This is a genomic window from Bacteroides sp. Marseille-P8574 (genome assembly GCF_902825465.1).
GTDB lineage: Bacteria > Bacteroidota > Bacteroidia > Bacteroidales > Bacteroidaceae > Bacteroides > Bacteroides uniformis.
Genome location: NZ_CADEBE010000001.1, coordinates 554,427 through 571,175 on the forward strand (window position 1 = coordinate 554,427; position 16,749 = coordinate 571,175).

General features: G+C 46.0%; 13 protein-coding genes. 6 read left to right on the plus strand and 7 right to left on the minus strand.

Features of this window, described 5'->3' with window-relative positions; genetic code table 11:
* Window positions 1-31 precede the first annotated feature (31 nt).
* Window positions 32-904, minus strand: coding sequence for a glycoside hydrolase family 25 protein (locus HUX74_RS02455; protein ID WP_174646138.1), 873 nt, complete (start codon window positions 902-904; stop codon window positions 32-34).
* A gap of 69 nt (window positions 905-973) precedes the next feature.
* Window positions 974-2,620 carry a diphosphate--fructose-6-phosphate 1-phosphotransferase gene (locus tag HUX74_RS02460; protein WP_174646139.1) on the minus strand — a complete coding sequence of 549 codons (1,647 nt, stop codon included), beginning with the start codon at window positions 2,618-2,620 and terminating at the stop codon, window positions 974-976.
* Window positions 2,621-2,927: 307 nt separating this feature from the next.
* Here HUX74_RS02460 and HUX74_RS02465 point away from each other — a divergent pair, with 307 nt between their 5' ends.
* Together HUX74_RS02465 and HUX74_RS02470 are read left to right on the plus strand one after the other, a co-directional pair.
* Entirely contained in the window at window positions 2,928-3,230 is a 303-nt protein-coding gene (locus tag HUX74_RS02465; RefSeq protein ID WP_174646140.1) for an RNA-binding protein, read from the plus strand.
* A 79-nt stretch (window positions 3,231-3,309) separates the two neighbouring features.
* On the plus strand, window positions 3,310-3,816 hold the full coding sequence (locus tag HUX74_RS02470) for a cold-shock protein (RefSeq protein WP_119961975.1): 507 nt from the start codon (window positions 3,310-3,312) through the stop codon (window positions 3,814-3,816).
* An 81-nt stretch (window positions 3,817-3,897) separates the two neighbouring features.
* On the opposite strand, the gene HUX74_RS02475 is transcribed toward HUX74_RS02470, so the two are convergent.
* From HUX74_RS02475 to HUX74_RS02485, 3 genes are read right to left on the minus strand one after another with little or no spacing between them, the layout of a single operon-like run.
* A complete protein-coding gene (locus tag HUX74_RS02475) occupies window positions 3,898-5,274 on the minus strand; it encodes an efflux transporter outer membrane subunit (protein ID WP_117600941.1) in 1,377 nt (458 codons plus the stop codon).
* A 17-nt stretch (window positions 5,275-5,291) separates the two neighbouring features.
* Window positions 5,292-8,402, minus strand: coding sequence for an efflux RND transporter permease subunit (locus HUX74_RS02480; RefSeq protein WP_117965466.1), 3,111 nt, complete (start codon window positions 8,400-8,402; stop codon window positions 5,292-5,294).
* 7 nt (window positions 8,403-8,409) lie between these two features.
* A complete protein-coding gene (locus HUX74_RS02485; RefSeq protein ID WP_117600943.1) occupies window positions 8,410-9,684 on the minus strand; it encodes an efflux RND transporter periplasmic adaptor subunit in 1,275 nt (424 codons plus the stop codon).
* Window positions 9,685-9,987: 303 nt separating this feature from the next.
* Here HUX74_RS02485 and HUX74_RS02490 point away from each other — a divergent pair, with 303 nt between their 5' ends.
* Genes HUX74_RS02490 through HUX74_RS02500 form a run of 3 tightly spaced genes read left to right on the plus strand, consistent with a single transcriptional unit; the run spans window position 9,988 to window position 11,642 of the window.
* Window positions 9,988-10,257 (plus strand): hypothetical protein, encoded by a 270-nt coding sequence (locus HUX74_RS02490; protein WP_117600944.1) that lies wholly within the window; start codon window positions 9,988-9,990, stop codon window positions 10,255-10,257.
* A gap of 1 nt (window position 10,258) precedes the next feature.
* The gene (locus HUX74_RS02495; RefSeq protein WP_117965468.1) at window positions 10,259-10,813 is read left to right on the plus strand and encodes a 1-acyl-sn-glycerol-3-phosphate acyltransferase; all 555 of its coding nucleotides are present in this window, start codon (window positions 10,259-10,261) and stop codon (window positions 10,811-10,813) included.
* A gap of 22 nt (window positions 10,814-10,835) precedes the next feature.
* Entirely contained in the window at window positions 10,836-11,642 is an 807-nt protein-coding gene (locus tag HUX74_RS02500; protein ID WP_117600946.1) for an amidohydrolase, read from the plus strand.
* On the opposite strand, the gene HUX74_RS02505 is transcribed toward HUX74_RS02500, so the two are convergent.
* Window positions 11,614-12,315 (minus strand): SIMPL domain-containing protein, encoded by a 702-nt coding sequence (locus tag HUX74_RS02505; RefSeq protein ID WP_117600947.1) that lies wholly within the window; start codon window positions 12,313-12,315, stop codon window positions 11,614-11,616. The genes HUX74_RS02500 and HUX74_RS02505 overlap by 29 nt on opposite strands.
* Before the next feature lie 498 nt (window positions 12,316-12,813).
* On the opposite strand from HUX74_RS02505, the gene HUX74_RS02510 reads away from it, so the two are divergent.
* Entirely contained in the window at window positions 12,814-14,805 is a 1,992-nt protein-coding gene (locus HUX74_RS02510) for a glucosamine-6-phosphate deaminase (protein ID WP_117600948.1), read from the plus strand.
* 89 nt (window positions 14,806-14,894) lie between these two features.
* On the opposite strand, the gene HUX74_RS02515 is transcribed toward HUX74_RS02510, so the two are convergent.
* The gene (locus HUX74_RS02515) at window positions 14,895-16,706 is read right to left on the minus strand and encodes a glycoside hydrolase family 2 protein (RefSeq protein ID WP_174646141.1); all 1,812 of its coding nucleotides are present in this window, start codon (window positions 16,704-16,706) and stop codon (window positions 14,895-14,897) included.
* Window positions 16,707-16,749: the final 43 nt, after the last annotated feature.

A 16,749-nucleotide genomic window follows, 5' to 3' on the forward strand; every position in this document is an offset into this window, starting at 1 on the left:
AAGGTCAATATCAGGAAGCTAAAGTTGACCTTTAGCGCTCTATACAAGGAGTTTTCAACGTAAGCTCCAAAAGTTCCTCCATTGTACCATTAAAGACGTTCAAATCCACCTCTTCTTCGATACCGGGCACAGTGCCTACATCCGTGTGCTGCCAAAAGTGCCACTTGCCCTCATAGCGCACGGAATCTACATAATAATGAGCTATCCAATAAGGATAAGCATTGAAAATGGAATCGCTGAGATAGCGTTTCTTGAATTTATAGGAAGTATAAAGAATAGGCTTTACGCCGTAATGCGCCTCTACCCTATCCAGCCAAGTCTTGACCGCCGTTTTAAGTTCCTGCGGTGACTGCTTGCCGGTAGTCTCCACATCGAGTACGGGAGGCAGGTCTCCCTTTGCCAGCTGCACGGTACGGATAAAGAAATCGGCTTGCTTGTGGGCATCGGTCTTAGGGATAAAATAATGATAGGCACCACGGATAAAACCGTATTTACGCGCTTGGCCGAAGTTCTGCGTAAACGTATCGTCACCATGATCGCCGCCTTCGGTAGCTTTCAGAAAAATAAAGTGAATGGGAAATTTGGCTTCTCTATTATGTGTCAGGAGTTCCCAATCTATCTTTCCCTGATAGTGGGATATGTCTATGCCATGCACTTCATAGTTGCAAGGCATACATACACCGTAACCTTTCTGGCCATAACAAGGCTTCCAGCGATAAGCATAAGGACGAATGAAAAACCAGTAAAAGCCGGTAGAAAAAACAAGAATGATACAGACCGCCAAAAGATTGCGCAACCATACGGGCATGGTACGCGGCTGCGTTTTCTTCTTGCTCCGCGGAGAGGAAGAACGACGTGCGGCAGTAGTTTTACGCCGGGTATTTGTGGAGGTCTTGGTTGCCATGAGTAAATGAAAAGAAAGGGCGGAATGAACCGCCCCTCCGTTTTATTGTCAACTTGTTGATGCGTCAACTTATTTAGCCTGCTCCAGCTGCAAAGTTTTCGTAGCCTGGTCGCAAACTTCTGTCGGACCGAAGTACTGGATAGGACCCGGATAAACATAGTCTGTTTCCATAGCCCAACGGTCGCGCTGAGCCGCGAATGCCTTGAACGGAGCACCGTCCAGCTTCACCAGAGCCTTCTGGATAACCGGCTTCATTTCACCGTGGCGACGTTCCATGTTCATCATCATAGTGATGGGCACACCGCCTGCAATCCATTCTTCGGCAGGAGCAGTCGTGTTGCGTACAGAAGACATGTAACCGGTCTTTCCGTTAGCAATCAATGCAGATGCTGCATAACCCAAAGAGTAGCAGTAGTCAGCGTCGAAGTTAGACGGAGCAGCGCAACGTCCTTCGTAACCGAAGAAGTGGTGCTGTGCAGCAAACTTGCCTACGAACTTGCCCTCTTCTTTCCACTGAGCCAGCTTAGTGCCAACCATTTCGGACAGCAACTTTTCTGTTTCAATCAGAGATACCTGTACGTTTCCGTGCGGGTCGCGGTCCAGAGACAACTGGCGAGCCACGCCTTCGGGCAAGCTTGCGTAGATGGCCGCATTCTCCGGAGAAAGTTTACGGATGATATAATCGCGTTGGTGAGATTTCTTAATTTGAGCAAACTCTTCTGCATTGGCAGCAAGGAAGTCGTTCAACTCAGCAATCAGACGCTTCATGGCCGGGATGAATTCAACCAATCCTTCGGGGATAAGAACCGTACCGAAGTTGTTACCCTGGGCTGCACGTTCGGCAACGACCTTGGCAATGTTGGTCACAATATCGTCCAAAGACATATCCTTCGCTTCAACCTCTTCAGAGATGATACACATATTGGGCTGTACCTGCAATGCACATTCCAAAGCAATATGAGAAGCAGAACGTCCCATCAACTTGATAAAGTGCCAGTATTTACGGGCAGAGTTACAGTCACGTTGGATGTTGCCGATTACTTCAGAGTAAGTCTTGCAAGCTGTATCGAAACCGAAAGAAGTTTCAATCATATCATTCTTCAAGTCACCGTCGATGGTCTTGGGACAACCGATTACCTGCACACCATAATTCTTGGCAGCATAGTATTCAGCCAGTACGCAAGCATTGGTGTTGGAGTCATCGCCACCGATGATTACCAGTGCCTTGATGCCGAGTTCCTTCAGGATTTCATAACCTTTCTCAAACTGTTCTTCCTTTTCCAGCTTTGTACGGCCCGAACCGATGATGTCAAAACCACCCGTATTGCGGTATTCATCAATGATGTCAGCAGTCAGTTCCATATAATTATGGTCAACCAAGCCGCCAGGACCCAGAATAAAGCCATACAATTTGCTGTCTTTGTTCAGCTTCTTGATACCGTCGAAAATACCGGAAATCACATTGTGGCCGCCGGGAGCCTGTCCACCGGAAAGGATAACACCCACGTTCATTGCGGGGAAGTTAACCGCCTCATCGGTAGTTTCAAACTTAATCAAAGGCATTCCGTACGTGTTGGGGAACAATTTCTTGATTTCTTCCTGGTCAGCAACAGACTGAGTAGCTGCGCCTTCTGCAGCCTTAACAGTTCCTTTCAGCGCTTTCGGAAGTTTGGGCTGATAGGCAGCCCTTGCAATTTGCAATGCACTTTTAGTCATTTCTCTTAATTATTTAAAGGTGTTAGTAAAGTTCCGTTTAAAAGCGTCGCAAATTTCGTTTTTTTTCGTAAGATATGCAAACGAGAAGCCGAAATAATGTATAAAATGACATTTATCGTTTTTTATCCTAAAATAAAAAGGAGAAGAAAGCAATTAACTGATTTATTGTGTTATCTTTGTCGCAAAGTTTGAGTTACGAGTCGTTATCGCATTGTTCTTCTTTTAATATACATCTATTATTAGGCGGTCTCTTCCATAATTATTCTCCATACTCCAATTTAATAATTACAATTAATTAAAATTTCAAATGAACATTTACATTTCAGGTTTAAATTTCAGCACAACAGACGCTGACTTAAACGATTTATTTTCAGAGTACGGAGAAGTTTCTTCTGCAAGAATCATTACAGACAGAGAAACAAGAAGATCCAGAGGTTTCGGTTTCGTAGAAATGCCGGACGATACAGCAGGCCAAAAAGCCATTGACGAATTGAACGGTGCTGAATTTGACCACAAACAAATCTCGGTAAACGTGGCACGCCCCCGCGAAGAAAGTTCCAATGGCGGCAATCGCGACAGAAGAGGCGGTTACAACTCTAGAAGATATTAATATTCTTAACTACTGACAGAAGCAGGAGGTGTTGTAGCAATGCCCCCTGCTTTTTTTATAACTAAAAAAATAAAAATACATGGCCAAATCCATCTCCGCAGACAAGCGTGAAAATGAGAAGAAAAGACTCGCCCGACGGGCTGAAAAACAGAAAAAGAAAGAAGAAAAAAAGCTATCCAACAAAGCGAGCAGCTTTGAAGATATGATTGCCTATGTTGACGAAAATGGCATGATAACCTCTACTCCTCCGGCAGAAAACACTCCTAAAGAAGAAATAAAGCTGGAAGAAATCGTCATATCAACTCCCAAAAAAGACAAGGAAGAACCGGTCATCCGCAGAGGACGTATCGAATTTTTCAATGAATCGAAAGGCTTCGGCTTCATCAAGGACTTATCCGGAGTCGAAAAATACTTTTTCCACATTAATAATGTGCTGACAGATATAACAGAAGGCAATATTGTGACGTTCGACCTTGAACGTGGCCTTAAAGGCATGAATGCCGTAAACGTAGCTCTTGAAGTAGAAAAGGCAAAGAAAAAGAAAGAAGACAAGGAGACTCTAAATACAGAATCCCAGATGAAATAAGCCAATTATAGAAAAAGGGCGTGTATGTACCGAAATATTTGATAGTATATACACGCCCTTACAGTTTTCTTTAATCACACGTCATTCGGTTTGCCAGCCGCCCCCCAATGCCTTATAGACATTTACCATGGCAATAAGTTCGTCGCGGATGGCATTGCTTACCCCTATTTGGGCATCAAAATAACCACGCTGGGCGTCGAGCACATCCATATAATTGATGACGCCGTTGATGTATTGCAACTGTGCCAAATCCACATATCCCTTGGCAGAGCGTTCAAGTTTGGCACGCAGTTGGTAGACCTCCTTTATCTTATTGAAATCCACAATGGCATTCTTCGCTTCCTTAAAAGCATTCAGCACAGTCTTTTCATAACTATGCACTTCGGCTTCAAAAGAAGCCTTCTGCGCTTTCAGTGCAGCACGGTTCTTTCCCCAACCGAAAAGCGGTGCCAAGACCGCCCCATTCAATAAGGAATAGGGGGATTCCAGAAAATTGGACAACACATCACTTTCCAATCCAAATTGTCCGGTCAGGGCCAGACGGGGGAACATATTGGTATAAGCAACTTTCACTTTGGCATGTTCAGCCTTCAACTGCTGCTCTGCCGCACGGACATCGGGGCGACGTTCCAACAAATCCGAAGGCAGACCTACCGGTAAGGACTCCGGCACATCCAGTTCCTGCAGAAAATTGACACGCTTGATACGGGTAGGAAATTCCCCCACAAGGAAAGAGATATCATTTTCTTTCAGAGAGATACGGCGCTCCAAATCCGGAACAAGCGTAGCCGTACGGGCTAACTCCACTTGAGCCTGCTGATAAGAGGTCTCCGAGGTCAGCCCGCCTTCAAAACGAATACGGGCCAAGCGCACTCCCTCTTCGCGCGCCTTTTGTGTCTGGCGTACAATCTCCAGTTCCGTATCAAGGGCTACCAGCTCATAATACGCCTGCGCCACTTCCGCAACGATAGTCATGCGCAACGCACGCTGCGCCTCCACACTTTGCAGATATTCGGCCACAGCAGCCACCTTCTTCCATCTCAAGTTTCCCCAAAGGTCCAGTTCCCAAGAGAGCAATGCCTTGGCTTCGTAAGAATTGCCTACATCACGGCTATGACCACCGTAATTCTCCACCTCACGCTCAGCCTCCACTTTTCCGGTGAGCTGCGGCAGAAGGTTGGCAACACTGATACGTTTTTGGGCAGCCATCTCCTTGACACGGGAAGCTGCGATCAGCATGTCTTTGTTATATTCCAGAGCACGGTCTATCAAACCACGCAGCGTGCTGTCCGTATAAACCGCCTGCCACTGTTCATCGGCTATGCTCATGCTATCCTGCTGCTGTGCCAGGCTATCTGGCAATGCCATCTCCGGACGCACATAGCTCTTGCCCACCTTGCATGAGGTAAGGGCAAACATACTCAGCAACAAAATAATATATATGTTCTTTCTTTTCATAAATGTTGTCTTTAAAATCAGTCTTTCTTAATCTTATGCTGCACTTTTGCTTTTGTCTTGTATACCAGGACAAAGAAGAACGGTACAAGCACAATACCGAATACAATGGCAAATATCATTCCGAAGAAAACACCCGTACCGATGGCCTGACGGCTTGCCGAGCCAGGTCCGCTTGCCAATACCATAGGAAGCATTCCCAATACAAAAGCGAGGGAAGTCATCAGAATAGGGCGGAAACGGAGTTGGGCAGCATGGATGGCAGACTGTATCAAGTCTCCTCCCTTGTCGACCTGCACCTTGGCAAACTCCACAATCAAAATGGCATTCTTTGCCGCAAGTCCCACCAGCATCACCAAGCCAATCTGAAAATAAATATCATTCTCCAATCCGCATATCACAACGCCCAGATAGGCACCCAAAGCGGCAACCGGCAGTGAAAGCAATACAGCGATAGGCACCGTCCAACTTTCATATTGCGCAGCCAAAAAGAGGAATACGAAAAGGAATACCAGCGTAAGCACAAGGCCCGTCTGTCCTCCCGCTTTCTTTTCCTGATAGGAAAGGCCACTCCACTCCAGACCAATATTGTCCGGCAAGTGGTCACGCGCAATCTGCTCCATAATCTCCATTGCCTGACCGGAACTGTAACCTTGTGCCGCAGAACCGCGGATGACGGCAGTAGTAAACATATTGAAACGCTTGATACTGCCCGGACCGGTGGTATAAGAGGCATTTCCCAAGGAAGTAAGCGGCACCATCGCTCCGTCCTTTGCCTTTACAAAGAACAAGTTGATATTATCCTTATGCTCACGATAAGGAGCCTCAGCCTGAATATACACCTTATATATACGGTTGAACATATTGAAGTCATTCACATATACAGAACCGGTATAAGCCTTCATGGTAGAGAATACATCCGCCAGGGGCACACCCAGCATTTTCACCTTATCACGGTCCACATCAAAATAAAGCTGCGGTATTTCAGACTGCAAGGATGATGAAAGCCCCGTCAGCTCCTTATGTTTCTGGGCATAATACATCAGTGTATCTGCCGCCTGCACCAGGTTGTCAAACGTTGCTTCTCCACGCGCCTCAAGCTGCATTTCGAAACCTCCCGAAGTACCCAATCCCGGAATGACCGGAGGCGTGGAAAGATAAACCCTGCATTCGGGATATTCCTTCAAATCCTTCTCCACATTCTCCATTATCTTATCGATGGAAATTCCCTTACGTTCTTCCCACGGTTTCAGGATAACCGTCAGCTCACTGCGCGCCTGGTTACTACCCACACGGGGACTGCTACCTGTCACGTTCTGCACATAGGCCACATAGGGATTCTTCTCCAAGTATTGCACAGCACGATCCGTCACCACACGGGTTCGCTCCAAAGTAGCACCTTCCGGCAACTCCAACTCTATCTTAAAATAGCCCTGGTCTTCTACCGGCAGGAAGCTGGTAGGCACCAACCGGTGGATAATGAAAATAGCAACCAGTACCAGCCCGAACGCACTCATTAAGCGGCGGGGATTCTTGATGACCCGATTAATGACAGCCACATATTTGTGATTGCCCAAGTTCAGCCATTCATTGATTTTGCGGAAAACTATGTTCTTTTTCTTTCCATTGTCGGGTTTCAATATGAGCGAGCACATGACGGGACTAAGTGTCAGGGCCACTACCGTAGAAAGCAACACAGAAACGGCGATAGTAATGGTAAACTGACGGTATAACTGTCCGGTGATTCCACTCAAGAAACTTACCGGTACAAATACGGCACAGAGCACCAATGATGTAGCAATCAAGGCACTTGCCAATCCGTTCATCGCCTTTTTGGTAGCTTCATACGGGCTCAATTTCTCCGTCTCCATAAGATGCTCTACGTTCTCCACCACCACAATGGCATCATCCACCACAATACCGATAGCGAGAATCAATCCAAGCAAAGTCAGTATGTTCAGAGAGAAACCGAAAATAAGCATGAAACCGAAGGTACCAATCAGGGAAATAGGTACCGCAACAATCGGTATCACCGTCGCACGCCAACTTTGCAAGGAAAGAAATACGACCAGTACCACCAGAATCAGCGCTTCGAACAACGTCTTGTATACCTCGTGAATGGATTCGGAAATATAAGTCGTCATGTCGAAGGGAATCTCATAACTCATCCCCTCAGGGAAATTTGCACTGATTTCCTCCATAGCAGCCTTCACGCTTTTTGCAACTTCCATTGCATTGGCCCCGGGAAGCATATAAATACCGAGAACAGCAGCATTCTCACCGTTGATTCCACTCTCCGTACTATATGAAGATGCTTCCAATGAAACACGAGCCACATCGCGCAGACGAATAATGGAACCGTTGGCATTGGCACGGACCACAATATCCTCAAACTGCTTTACCGAACTTAAGCGTCCCTGGGTAGTGATAGGGATAGTAATGTCGAGCCCATTCACCGGCTGTTGTCCTAAAACACCCGCAGCAGACTCACGGTTCTGGTCCTTCAGGGCATTCTGCAAATCCTGCACCGTCAGTCCGAAGTTGGCAAGTTTGTCGGGCAACGCCCATATCTGCATGGCATAGTAGCGACTGCCAATGTTGGAAACACGTCCAACACCGGGGATACGGCGCAACAAGTCGAGTACATTGATAGTAGCAAAGTTACTCAAATAAATTTCGTCGAACTTCGGGTCACTGGAAGTCAGACAGATGGTCATCAACTGGCTGGGAGCCTGCTTTTCCACAGAAATACCGTTTTGAATCACTTCGGCCGGCAAACGGCTCTCCGCCAGTTTCACACGATTCTGTATTTCTACGGCAGCCAAATCCGGATCGGCAGACACGTCGAAAGTGACCGTAGCCGAAAATCCTCCAGAATTGGAACTGTTGGACTCCATATATAGCATGCCGGGAGTACCGTTTATCTCCTGCTCGATAGGGGTTGCCACCGCCTGCGAAACAGTCAATGCACTAGCTCCCGGATAGGAAGCACTGATTTTCACTACTGGAGGCGTTATCTGTGGATATTGGTCTACCGGCAGCATGGTCAGGCCAATGATACCGACAATTACAATCACAATCGATATCACCGCCGAGAATACCGGGCGGTCTATAAAGAAACTTACTTTCATAACATCATTACTTTGAAGGGTTGTTGTCCTTTGATTTATTCTCAGTCGGAGTAGTCTGCTTCGTTTCGGAAACAACCTGCTTGTTCAGAGAATCACTCGTCTGTTCTTCCTCCTTTTTAGGAACGGCAACCTGGGCACGTACTTTCATACCCGGAGTCAGCTTGTGGAAACCTTCCGTCACAATTTGTTCTCCGGCAGCCAGACCACGTTCAACCACCCAATTGTTGCCAAATTCAGGTCCCAACTCAATGAAACGCTTTTCAACCGTAGAGTCCCGGCGCATCACAAAAATATATGCACCACCTTTCTCAATGGTAACTGCCTTTTGAGGAACGGCGACAGCACCCTCACGTACATCCAGCAACAGCTTCACCTTTGTAAACTGCCCCGGCAACAACACTCTGTCAGGATTCGGCATTTCTGCACGTACGGAGAATGTTCCCGTCTGCGGGTCCACCTGAGGTTCGGCAAAGTCCACATACCCCTTATAAGGATAAATAGTATTATCCGCCAAAGTAATCGTAATGTTCGGCTGCCAGGAACGCGTCGAGTCCTGACGCCCTATATCGATATTCCGTTCCTTGCTTTTCAGGTAATCCAATGCCGTCATACTGAAGTCTACCAGAACTGTATCGCTTTTCACAATCGTAGCCAGCAAGGACTTGCCTCCCGGTCCGACCAATGTTCCCAAATCCACATTTCTTTCACTGATATGTCCCGATAGCGGAGAACGGACCAATGTATACCCCAATTCCAATTCAGCTTGATCCAAATCGGCCTGGCTCATCGCTACCGAGGCCTCTGCAGTCTCATAAGCAGCCTGGGCATTGTCTAAATCCAGCTGGCTGGCAGCGTTCTGCGCATAAAGGGGGCGGATACGCTCCAAATCACGTTTTGCCTTCAATGCCTGCGCTTCATCCTTCTTTAACTGTGCACGGACTTTGTCAGCCTTTGCCCTATACTGGTCCTGGTTTATTACAAAAAGCACCTGGTTCTTGGTGACATATGTTCCTTCTGCAAAAAGCATATTCTCCAAATACCCTTCCACACGCGCACGTACCTCTACAAACTGCTGGGCACGAATACGTCCCACGTACTCACCATATATCTCTACATCTCCTTTTTCTGCAGATTCTACGATTACGGTAGGAGCTTCCGGTTCAACCTTCTTAGGCCAAGTTAGAATAAAATAACCAGCCAACAATACCGTCATGCAGGCAACCATCATCAGTAACCTCTTCTTCTTCAGCTTTAATTCTTTTTTCGTAAAAAACTGTTTCATGCTTGTTTGTCTATTAAATTTAACCCTATTTCCTTCTATCAAAGCAAATTCGATGCCAATCCACCACTATCTTATCCGTTACATCTAATAAGCTATATATCAGACAGAAGATAAGATAGTAATTCTTTATTCATGGGGGCATCTTCCATTTTACCTTGTGGAATACATCCACAGTTTGTAGAATTATTCCACAAAAGTAATAAATTAAAAACACATAAAAACCCTTTTTTCCTCTACACTAACAAAGAAAAACATTATCTTTACCGAAAATAACTCAGATTATTCATTTTAAACGTAAAGATTATGGCAAGTAGAAAAGAACTAAAAAAGAATATAAACTATATTGCGGGTGAATTATTCACAGAGTGTCTTGTAAATAGCTTATATGTACCTGGAACAGACAAACAAAAAGCCGATACACTGATGGCTGAAATTCTAAAAATGCAAGATGAATTCATAAGCCGCATCAGCCATACCGAACCAGGAAATGTAAAAGGTTTCTACAAAAAACTTCGTACTGACTTCAATGCAAAAGTAGACGAGATTATTAATGCAATGGGCAAACTGAAATAAGATGAAGAAAGCCTTTTATAGCTTCATTTATTATCGTCTGCTGGGCTGGAAGACAAATGTGACGGTGCCCAACTACGACAAATGTGTAATTTGTGCGGCACCCCATACTTCCAATTGGGACTTATTTATCGGTAAATTGTTTTATGGTGCCATCGGCCGTAAAACCAGCTTCATGATGAAAAAGGAATGGTTCTTTTTTCCTCTTGGAGTGATATTCAAAGCCGTTGGCGGCATTCCGGTGAACCGGGGGCGCAAGTCTTCCTTGGTAGACCAAATGACAGAAAGGTTTGCCGCCAGTAAGCATTTCCATCTGGCCATCACTCCCGAAGGAACCCGTAAAGCCAATCCAAACTGGAAGAAAGGCTTTTATTACATAGCACTGAAAGCACAAGTACCCATTATGCTTATCGGGATTGATTATCCTTCCAAGACCATCTCCTCTACCAAAGCTGTCATGCCTACCGGAGACATAGAAAAGGATATGCGCGAGATAAAACTGTACTTCAAGAACTTTAAAGGAAAAAATCCCGAAAATTTTGATTTAGGAAATATCTAATCAGGTATTAAGCATTAATGTCATGCGAATAAGCATTCTGCAAACAGACATTGTCTGGGAAAATAAACAAGAAAATCTCCGTCGTCTCCGCGAGAAGTTAGAAACTCTTCGTGGAACAACGGAGATTGTTGTTTTACCGGAAACATTCTCCACTGGCTTCAGTATGGACACCAGCAGCTTGGCCGAACCTACAACGGGAGAAACCATCACGACTCTGCGCCGATGGTCTGAAGAATACCAACTCGCTCTTACAGGCAGCTATATTGCCTGCGAAACAGCCTCGAAAGGAGGAAATCCCTCCTACTACAACCGTGCATTCTTCCTTACGCCCGAAGGCAATGCCTACTATTACGACAAACGACACCTCTTCCGGATGGGACACGAAACAGAGCATTTCACTTCCGGCTGCCAACGTCCCATTATCCAGTATCGCGGCTGGAACATACTGTTGCTTGTATGTTATGACCTCCGCTTCCCAGTTTGGAGCCGCAATAAGCACAGCGAATACGACCTTCTTATTTATGTTGCCAACTGGCCCGTTTCCCGCCGGAAAGTCTGGGACATTCTGTTGCAAGCACGTGCTTTGGAAAATATCAGTTATGTCTGCGGTGTCAACCGTATCGGCAGAGACGGCAGAGACATTCCACACAGCGGAGGCAGTGTGGTCTACTCTCCGAAGGGGGAAGTGCTTGCCACTGTACCCGACAACGAAGAGACAACTGCCACCGCCTCCCTCAGCCTTTCCTCCCTGCAGGAGTTCAGGTTAAAGTTTCCCGCTTGGAAAGATGCGGACGAGTTCGTTATTTCTTCAAATAATAGTTCACAGTAGTCACTACACGTACGCTTTTTATATAAGGAGTATAAGCATCGCGGTCACTGATGGAAAACTGCCCTTGCGAGGCATTGCGGATTTTTCCCAGTTCACTGTCCGAATCCTTAGCAAATTTCTCGGCTGCGGCACGGGCATTTTTGGTAGCTTCTTCTATCATTTTGGGTTTCACTTCATTGAGACCGGTAAATTCATAAGACACGTTATATTTATAATCCCCTCCCGTGATGGCAATGCCCTGCTTCAAGAGTTCTGCTTGCCCGGACATGAGTTTACGTACCCTATCCACATTCTTGGAAGTGACAGTGATGACAGACGTGGCATTATAACGATAAGCCACGTTGCGGTCAACATAACGTTCGGCCTGCATGTCAATCACTTCGGGTGGTGCAATACTTATTTCCTCCTTCTCAATGCCGTTGTTTTCAAGGAAACCCACGATGGCAGCGTTTTTCTTCTCCATATTGGCATAAAGCAGTGCAGGATCATTACCTATGTCTTTGTAGACAAGAGGCCAGACTACTTTGTCGGCAGGTACTTCCATCTCAGCCAACCCTTTCACACTGACTACACGATCCTTATTCACAAAATTGTTGATACCGCCTTTTACCATGATTCCCAACAAAAGCAACCCCACAGCTATGATGGCTGCTTCTACTTTCCAGCTTTTCATACATTAATATTTTAGAGTTTATAAACACACACAAATATAACAAACCCAAACGACAAAAAGTGCAATGAATGGTCTATTTTTATATGATTATCCTCACTTATACCCCAAACGAACGAGACATTATACAAAATGCACCCAATCCGCTTTTTTAGAGTATTTAATGAAAATACCCCAAAGAAAGAGTACATCTTCTCCAAAAAGTACCTATTTTTGTCCTTCGAAACAATGTCAAAGCGACAACATGATTAATTTAATAATTCTAACCCCTAAATCCTATGTTGACCCAACGTAAAATCCATACTCACGGTGGCGATTGGCCATGACTTTATGGAATGTACCGAAGACACTTTCCGTACGGCTGTCAAACCCCATATGAGATATGGGACGAACAGTATTTCTTAATTAATCTTCAGCAATATGCGGATGAACATTGTTTTTCGTATATTTGTTGATTGAAAGAACAGTACAATACTTAATCATTTATTAATAATAAATTTTATGAAAACCAATCTAAGCTCTCAAATCACTCTCAACAGAGTCTCCCCCAGGTACTACAGACCTGAGAATGCATTTGAACGGTCGGTATTGACCCGACTGGAAAAAATCCCTACAGATATTTATGAGTCTGCAGAAGAAGGCGCCAACCAAATTGCCCTTGACATTGCACAGTTAATCCGTGACAAGCAAAAGGCGGGACGTTTCTGTGTCTTGGCACTAGCAGGCGGTAACTCTCCGCGCAATGTATATGCAAACTTGGTACGTATGCACCAGGAAGAGGGATTAAGTTTCCGCAACGTAGTCATATTCAACCTCTACGAATATTATCCATTAGCTCCCAATGCCATCAACAGTAACTTCAACGCATTGAAGGAAATGCTGATAGACCATGTGGACATTGACAAACAGAATGTTTTCACCCCCGACAGCACCATCGCCAAAGACACCATCTTTGAATATTGCCGTCTTTACGAGCAGCGCATTGAAAGTTTCGGTGGCTTAGATATCGCTTTGCTGGGCATTGGTCGTGTAGGTAACATCGGTTTCAACGAACCGGGTTCACGCCAGAACTCTACCACCCGTCTGATATTGCTGGACAGCGATTCCCGCAATGAAGCTTCCAAAATGTTCGGTAGCATTGAAAATACCCCCATCAGCTCCATCACCATGGGAGTAGCCACCATCCTCTCGGCAAAGAAAATATATCTACTGGCATGGGGTGAGGAGAAAGCACAAAAGGTGAAAGAATGCGTTGAAGGTCCGGTAACAGATACTATCCCTGCATCTTATCTACAGACCCACAACAATGCACATGTAGCTATCGACTTGTCTGCCGCCGCCAACTTGACACGTATCCAACGCCCCTGGCTGGTAACTTCCTGCGAATGGAACGACAAGCTCATCCGCAGCGCCATCGTCTGGCTATGCCAACTCACCGGAAAACCCATTCTGAAGCTGACCAACAAGGACTACAATGAAAACGGTTTGAGTGAACTGCTGGCATTGTTCGGCTCAGCCTATAACGTGAACATCAAGATATTCAATGACCTGCAGCATACCATCACCGGATGGCCGGGCGGCAAGCCGAACGCAGACGACACCTATCGCCCCGAACGTGCAAAGCCCTATCCCAAACGCGTGGTCGTATTCTCTCCGCATCCCGATGACGACGTTATCTCTATGGGAGGTACCATCCGTCGTCTGGTAGAACAGAAACATGACGTGCATGTGGCTTACGAAACTTCCGGTAACATTGCCGTAGGCGATGAAGAAGTTATCCGTTTCCTGCACTTCATCAACGGGTTCAACCAAATCTTCAACAACAGCGAGGACCAGGTTATCAACGACAAATATGCCGAAATCCGCAAGTATCTGAAGGAGAAGAAAGACGGTGACATGGATACACGCGACATCCTGACCATCAAAGGGCTGATTCGTCGTGGCGAAGCACGTACCGCATGTACATACAATAACATACCTTTGGATCACTGCCACTTCCTCGACCTGCCGTTCTACGAAACGGGCAAGATACAGAAGAATCCTATCAGCGAAGCAGACGTGGAAATCGTACGCAACTTGTTGCGTGAAGTGAAACCCCATCAGATTTTCGTTGCCGGTGACCTAGCCGACCCGCACGGAACACACCGTGTTTGTACGGATGCCGTATTTGCCGCCATCGACCTGGAAAAAGAAGAAGGTGCCAAATGGTTGAAGGAATGCCGCATCTGGATGTACCGCGGTGCATGGGCAGAATGGGAAATCGAAAATATCGAAATGGCTGTGCCCATCAGCCCGGAGGAACTGCGTGCCAAGCGTAACTCTATCCTGAAGCATCAGTCACAAATGGAAAGTGCACCGTTCCTGGGCAATGACGAACGTCTGTTCTGGCAACGCAGTGAAGACCGCAACCGCGGAACAGCCGCCTTGTACGACAGCCTCGGACTTGCTTCCTATGAAGCGATGGAGGCCTTCGTGGAATACATTCCGCTATAAACGGATGAAATATAAAAAAATAAAAAGAGACTGTCTCCAAATTTTCATTATGGAGACAGCCTCTTTTTTTAATATGTATCGGACAAATCCTATTTATAACTCTCTTCCAATTCTCTGTACCATTTCTGCAAAACAAAGAAAGCTTTTTTCTTCTGTCCTTTATCAGACACCAGCCCTTTGCGATTAAAATCATCTTGTATTTCGGGTACATGACGCCTCGGAGAGCGGAAATCCTTCAGTATCCACGGTGTAGTACCGGCCAGTCCCGGAATACGCTTCAACATATTCACGTGGCGGATATACAAATCCTCCTGATACTCCTCCGTAAACCGTTCTTTCCTGGAACCGTGCCGTCCATACAAAGCACCTCCTCCAAGTTCGCTGATAAAGACCGGTTTCCGGGCATCGAACACCCAGTTCACACGGTCACATTTTTCCGAATCGCCGTCATACCAACCCACATATTCATTAAAGCTGATAATGTCAAGGAGTTCTCCCAACGGGTCATTCACAGTCATAACGCCCGGACGAACTTCTTCCTTCTCCATCGCCGCACCAACCAAGCGGACATTATCCAAACTCCTGACCTTGTTTGCCAGCTTGGTAAGGAATGCCAGGCGCGGTTCACTAAGAGGCGTTTCATTGGCTATAGACCAGATGATAACGTTACATCGATTCTTGTCACGTGCAATCATATCACACAACTGCTGTTCCGCATTCTGATAGGTATCCTTATTCTCCCAATGAATAGTCCAATACACCGGAATCTCCGACCATACCAGAAATCCCATGCGCTCTGCTTCACGCACCATCTCTTCATTGTGGGGATAATGGGCCAGGCGGACAAAATTGCATCCAAGCTCCTTTGCCCAACTCAGTAAAGTACGGGCATGGTCTCTTGAATAGGCACGCCCGCTATAGTAGGGAGTCTCCTCGTGGATACTGATACCTCTGCAGAATATCTCTTCATCGTTCAACAGTATTTTAGTTCCCTCTGTACGGATAGTCCGGAAGCCGATCTCATCAGAGACTTTATCTGTTTCGGAAGACAGATTCACCACATACAGCTTAGGTTTTTCCGGAGTCCACAAGACCGGTTTGGCCTTTACCTGGAACGAAGCATAACCGTTGGAGTCCGTTACAACCTCTTTCTTCACTTTCAGTTCCGGAATATCCAGCACTATCTTTTGCTCTTTGGCAGAACCATCCAGTTGTACCCAGCCTTCAACCGTATCTTTATCATTCTTCTTCAATTGTACGTAATAATCACGTATGTAAGTCGAAGGCGTTTCAATCAAGGTAACCGGCCGGGTGATGCCACCGAAATTCCACCAGTCGGCATTGACCGTAGGCACAGCTTCGGGATGGCGTTTGTTATCGACTTTCACCACGAGGCTATTGGTACCTTCCCTCAAAAGGCCGGTAATTTCAAAATTAAAAGGAGTAAAGCCACCGAGATGCCTGCCCAGACGTTTGCCGTTCAGCCATACAATGGCTTCATAATTAACAGCTCCAAAGTTGAGGAAAAGACGTTTGCCCGGTTGCAGGGAGTATTCAAAATGCTTTCGATACCACACAGTGCCTTCATAATAGTACAACTGAGGCCGTTGTGTATTCCAGTCACCGGGAACAAACAGCAGTTTATCCGTTTCAAAATCATACTCTTGAAGTTGGGTCTTATCAGAATAAGTCTTGTCTTGGGCATAACCGCCGTCATAAGGCTTCAAACGATAGTCATAATAACCGTTTTCAAAGGGATCTACAATCGTTTTCCATTGTCCGTCAAGGGACGTTGTCTGGCGTGCACCGACATTCATGATTTGGAGAACCTGCTGCCCGAAGGCCAAAACCGGTACCAGAAGCAAAAGGAAGGCAATACTGCTTTTCAAAAGTGTCTTCATAAGGTTTACATATTATATATGTCTGCAAAAATAATAAAAAGAA